Origin of the sequence: Cellulomonas pasadenensis, assembly GCF_047229365.1 — a bacterium.
Taxonomy (GTDB): domain Bacteria; phylum Actinomycetota; class Actinomycetes; order Actinomycetales; family Cellulomonadaceae; genus Cellulomonas.
Genome location: NZ_JBFTEP010000188.1, coordinates 1 through 5,301, shown reverse-complemented (window position 1 = coordinate 5,301; position 5,301 = coordinate 1). Strand labels below are relative to the sequence as shown.

Sequence of the window (5,301 nt, the reverse complement as noted above, 5' to 3'; positions counted from 1 at the left end):
CGGTCGACGTCGCCGCGGCCGGCCCCGCGGCGGACCCGACGAGCGGGTCGCCCGGCAGCTCCACCGGCAGCCCGGCCGGGTCGTGCGGCAGGTCCGCCGCCTCGGCGGTCACCTGGACGCCCGGCGGGGGCGTCACGGGCAGCGGCGCGGTCGGCGGGTGCGGCACGGCGGGCCGCGGACCGGTGTCGGCGCGCCGGACGTCGCCGGTGCCCGGCCGGTACGGCTCGGCGGCGGGCAGCTTGGTCCGGCCGCGGCGGATGGAGACGACGACGTCGCCGAACGGCACGGTGATCGGCGCCTGCGGCTTGTGCACCGCCACGTCGACGGCGTGCACGTGCGGCTGCGCGAGCACGGTCGCCGCGATGCGCTCGGCCACGGTCTCGACGAGGTCCGCCGGGTCGCCGGCGAGCACCGCCGCGACGTGCTCGGCGAGCGTCCCGTAGTTCACGGTGTGCGCGAGGTCGTCGCTCGCGGCCGCGCGTCGCGTGTCGAGGTGCACGACGACGTCCGCGACGAACGTCTGCCCCTCGCGGCGCTCGTGCGCGAACACCCCGTGGTACCCCGTCGCGCGGATGCCCTCGAGCCGGATCTGGTCCAGCCGTCGCCCGCCGCCGTCCTGCACGTCGTCCTGCGCGCTCACCGCACTCCCTCCGGTCCGGGCGTCCTGCCCGCAGCATGCCCGACGCGCACCGTCGCGCGCCCGGCCTTCGTGGTCGTGGCCGCCGTGCCGACGCCCGCCGTCGGGGCCGCCGCGGCCCGCCAGGCGGCGGCGACGCGCACGGCGTCCGCCGACGCGGCGACCTCGTGCACGCGCACCGCCCACACGCCGGCCGCCGCCGCGAGGGCCGTCACGGCCGCCGTGGCGTGGTCGCGCGCGGCCGGCGGCACGGGCTGCCCGTCGGCGCCGGCGAGCAGGTGCCCGAGGAAGCGCTTGCGGCTCGCGCCGACCAGCACGGGGAACCCGTCCGCCACGAGCTCCGGCAGGTGCGCGAGCAGCGGCCAGTTGCTCGCGCCGGTCTTGGCGAAGCCGAGGCCCGGGTCGAGCACGACCTGGTCGTCGCGCACGCCCGCGTCGCGCAGCGCCGCGACGCGGTCGGCCAGCTCGCGCCGCACGTCGGCGACCACGTCGTCATACCGGTCGTGCGCGTCCATGACGTCCGCGTGCCCGCGCCAGTGCATCGCCACGTACGCGGCGCCCGTCCGGGCGACGACGGCCGCCATGCCCGGGTCGGCCATGCCGCCCGACACGTCGTTGACCAGCACCGCGCCCGCGTCGACGGCGGCCTCCGCGACCGACGCGCGCGTCGTGTCGACGCTGACGGCCGCTCCCCCGGCGACGAGCCGGCGGACCACGGGCAGCACGCGCGCGAGCTCCTCGTCGACCGGCACCCGGGCCGCGCCCGGGCGGGTCGACTCGCCGCCGACGTCGAGCAGGTCCGCGCCCTGCGCGGCGAGCTCGAGCCCGTGCGCGACGGCCGCGTCGGCGTCGAACCAGCGACCGCCGTCGGAGAACGAGTCGGGCGTGACGTTGACGACGCCCATGACGAGCGTGCGCCCGGGGGCGCGCAGGGCCGCCGGCAGCGCCGTCAGCCGCTCGTCCGCGGGCACGGGCACGCCGCCGCGCTCAGCGCCCGGCGACGAGGCTCATCGCCTCGGCGCGCGTGGCGACGTCGCGCATCTGCCCGCGGACCGCCGACGTCACGGTGCGCGAGCCGGGCTTGCGCACGCCGCGCATCGACATGCACAGGTGCTCGCACTCGACGACCACGAGCACGCCGCGCGGCTGCAGCACCTCGACGAGCGCGTCGGCGACCTGCGACGTCAGGCGCTCCTGCACCTGCGGGCGGCGGGCGTACACGTCGACGAGGCGCGCGAGCTTCGACAGCCCCGTGATGCGGCCGTCCTCGCCCGGGATGTAGCCGACGTGCGCGACGCCGTGGAAGGGCACCAGGTGGTGCTCGCACGTCGAGTACACCTCGATGTCGCGCACGAGGACCATCTCCTCGTGCCCGAGGTCGAAGGTCGTCGTGAGGACGTCGCGCGGCTCCTGGTACAGGCCGGCGAAGATCTCCCGGTAGGCGCGGGCCACGCGTCCGGGCGTCTCGCGCAGGCCCTCGCGGTCCGGGTCCTCGCCGACCGCCAGCAGCAGCTCGCGGACCGCGCGCGTGGCGCGCTCCTCGTCGAACGGACCGACGGCGCGACCCGCACCACGGCCGGTGTCGCCGATCGGCACGACCACCGCGTCCGGGTCCCGCTGCGCCACGTCCGCCTCCGCCCCGTCGACCTGCAGCTCGTCCGTCACGTCAGTGCTGCCCGCTCGCGTCGGGCGTCTGGCCCGGCGGCACCTCGACGACCGCGGTCGCGGGGCGCTCCTCGTTCGCGGCGGCCGCCTCGTCCTGCGGCACCACGGGGTGGCCGTTCTGCGCGGCCTTCTCGGCCGGCGTCATGACGGGCCCGCGGTCGCTGACCGAGCGGTCGTCGCCCGAGATCCACACGTCGCGCGGCGGGCGCTTGGTGATCGGCCGGAAGATCTCGGCCAGCTGGTCGCCGTTCAGGGTCTCCTTCTCGAGGAGCTCCAGCACGAGGTGGTCGAGCACGTCGCGGTACTCGACGAGCACGTCGCGCGCCTCGTCGTGCGCCCGCTCGATGAGCGCCCGCACCTCGAGGTCGATGGCGGCCGCCACGTCCTCCGAGTAGTCGCGCTGGTGGCCGACGTCGCGGCCGAGGAACATCTCGCTCGACTCCTGGCCGAGCTTGATCGAGCCGATCCGGGCGCTCATGCCGTACTGCGTGACCATCTTGCGGGCCGTCGAGGTGGCCTTCTCGATGTCGTTGCTCGCGCCCGTGGTCGGGTCGTGGAACACGAGCTCCTCCGCGACGCGGCCGCCCATGGCGTACGCGAGCTGGTCGAGCAGCTCGTTGCGCGTCGTGGAGTACTTGTCCTCCATCGGCATGACCATCGTGTAGCCGAGGGCGCGCCCGCGCGGCAGGATCGTCACCTTCGTCACCGGGTCGGTGTAGCGCATCGCCGCCGCGACCAGGGCGTGGCCGCCCTCGTGGTACGCGGTGATCTTGAGCTCCTTGACGTTCATCACGCGGGTCCGCTTCTGCGGGCCGGCGATGACGCGGTCGATCGCCTCGTCGAGCGCGGCGTCGTCGATCACCTGCGCGCTGCGGCGGGCCGTCAGCAGCGCGGCCTCGTTCAGCACGTTCGCCAGGTCGGCGCCGCTGAAGCCGGGCGTGCGGCGCGCGACGACCGCGAGGTCGACGCCCGGCGCCATCGGCTTGCCCTGCGCGTGGACCTTGAGGATGTGCTCGCGGCCCTTGAGGTCCGGCGGCTCGACCGCGACCTGGCGGTCGAAGCGGCCCGGGCGCAGCAGCGCGGGGTCGAGGATGTCGGGCCGGTTGGTGGCCGCGATGAGGATGACGTTCGTCTTGACGTCGAACCCGTCCATCTCGACGAGCATCTGGTTGAGCGTCTGCTCGCGCTCGTCGTGCCCGCCGCCCAGGCCGGCGCCGCGGTGGCGGCCGACCGCGTCGATCTCGTCGACGAAGATGATCGCCGGCGAGTTCTCCTTGGCCTGCTGGAACAGGTCGCGCACGCGGCTCGCGCCGACGCCCACGAACATCTCGACGAAGTCCGACCCGGAGATCGAGTAGAACGGCACGCCCGCCTCGCCCGCGACGGCGCGCGCGAGCAGGGTCTTGCCGGTCCCGGGCGGGCCGTACAGCAGCACGCCCTTGGGGATCTTCGCGCCGACGGCCTGGAACTTGGCCGGCTCCGCGAGGAACTCCTTGATCTCCTGGAGCTCCTCGACCGCCTCGTCGACGCCCGCGACGTCCGCGAACGTCACCTTCGGCGACTCCTTGCTCACCAGCTTCGCGCGCGACTTGCCGAAGCTCATGACGCGCGAGCCGCCGCCCTGCATGTTCGACATCAGGAACCAGAACAGGCCCAGGATGATGACGAACGGCAGGAGGATGCCGAGCAGGCTGCCCCACCACGACGGCTGCGGCACCTTCGACGTGAAGCCCTCGGCGGGGTCGGCGGCGGTGACCGCCTCGACGACCTGCTCGCCCTGCGGCGTCACGTAGAAGAAGTACACCTGTGTGCCGAGGTCGGTGTCCTCGTCGGGCTGGTACGCCTCGGTCAGCGTGAGGTCGACGCGCTGCGTCCCCTCCGTGATGAGGACCTGCTCGACCTTGCCGTCCTCGAGGAGCTCGAGGCCGGTCGAGGTGTCGACCTGCTGGACGCTGGGCATGCGCAGCATGCTGAGGGCGACCACCGTGAGGACGATGGCCAGCGCGACCCAGACCAGGGGGCCGCGGACGAGACGCTTGAGGTTCATGGGCGATCGGGGCCTGCGCCCCTCATCCTCCGCTCGCAGGGACTTCCGGCCCACGACGGTACACGGCGGCACTGGACGTTCCCTGGGTGTTCGCCCAGGGCACAGCCGGGTGCGCGCCGGCGTCCGCCGTGGTCAGGAGCCGTAGACGTGCGGGGCGAGCGTGCCGACGAACGGCAGGTTCCGGTACCGCTCGGCGTAGTCCAGCCCGTACCCGACGACGAACTCGTTCGGGATGTCGAAGCCGACGTACCGCACCGGCACCTCGACCTTCGCGGCGTCGGGCTTGCGCAGCATCGTCGCGATCTCGACCGACGCCGGCCCGCGCGAGCGCAGGTTCGACAGCAGCCAGCTCAGCGTCAGGCCCGAGTCGATGATGTCCTCGACGATGAGCACGTGCTTGCCGGTGAGGTCGGTGTCGAGGTCCTTGAGGATCCGCACCACGCCGGACGACTTCGTGCCCGACCCGTAGGACGACACCGCCATCCAGTCCATCGCGACGGGCACGCGCACGCGCCGCGCGAGGTCCGCCATGACCATGACCGCGCCCTTGAGCACGCCGACCAGCAGCACGTCACGCCCCGCGTAGTCCGCGTCGATCTGCGCCGCCATCTCGTCCAGCCGGGTGTGCAGCTGGTCCTCGCTCAGCAGCACCCGCTCGAGGTCGTCACCCATGTCGGACGCGTCCACGTCTCACTCCCACCCGTCGCGCTCGTCCTGCTCGTGGCCGGCCGGCTCCCCGGGCGCGCGGCGCGCGGGGGCGGGCGCCTGCGCGCCGAGCCGGCCGAGGTAGAGCCTGCCACACGCGCGGCGGGCCGCCCGCGCCCCCGGCAGGTGCGCGTCGCCCTGGCCGTGCCAGTCCGTGACGAGCGCGTCGACGGCCAGCACGTGGCGGCGTGCCAGCGACCCCGCGGGGACGCCCGCGCGCACGGCGGCGGCGTGCAGCGCGCGGCGG

Annotated in this window: 5 protein-coding genes and 1 pseudogene; all 6 read right to left on the bottom strand. The window is 74.6% G+C overall.

What is annotated here, in order from left to right:
- The coding region (gene folB / locus AB6N23_RS17135; RefSeq protein ID WP_412867183.1) for a dihydroneopterin aldolase at positions 1 to 640 on the bottom strand (640 nt) is incomplete at its 3' end.
- A complete protein-coding gene (folP, locus tag AB6N23_RS17130; RefSeq protein ID WP_412867185.1) occupies positions 637 to 1,542 on the bottom strand; it encodes a dihydropteroate synthase in 906 nt (301 codons plus the stop codon). The genes folP and folB, both read right to left, overlap by 4 nt.
- Before the next feature lie 82 nt (positions 1,543 to 1,624).
- On the bottom strand, positions 1,625 to 2,227 hold the full coding sequence (folE, locus tag AB6N23_RS17125; RefSeq protein WP_412867184.1) for a GTP cyclohydrolase I FolE: 603 nt from the start codon (positions 2,225 to 2,227) through the stop codon (positions 1,625 to 1,627).
- 76 nt (positions 2,228 to 2,303) lie between these two features.
- Positions 2,304 to 4,349 (bottom strand): ATP-dependent zinc metalloprotease FtsH, encoded by a 2,046-nt coding sequence (gene ftsH / locus AB6N23_RS17120; RefSeq protein ID WP_412867182.1) that lies wholly within the window; start codon positions 4,347 to 4,349, stop codon positions 2,304 to 2,306.
- Between the two features lie 132 nt (positions 4,350 to 4,481).
- Positions 4,482 to 5,036, bottom strand: a complete 555-nt coding sequence (gene hpt / locus AB6N23_RS17115; protein WP_378201264.1) for a hypoxanthine phosphoribosyltransferase — start codon at positions 5,034 to 5,036, stop codon at positions 4,482 to 4,484.
- 3 nt (positions 5,037 to 5,039) lie between these two features.
- Positions 5,040 to 5,301: pseudogene (locus AB6N23_RS17110) on the bottom strand (tRNA lysidine(34) synthetase TilS); the annotation flags it as partial.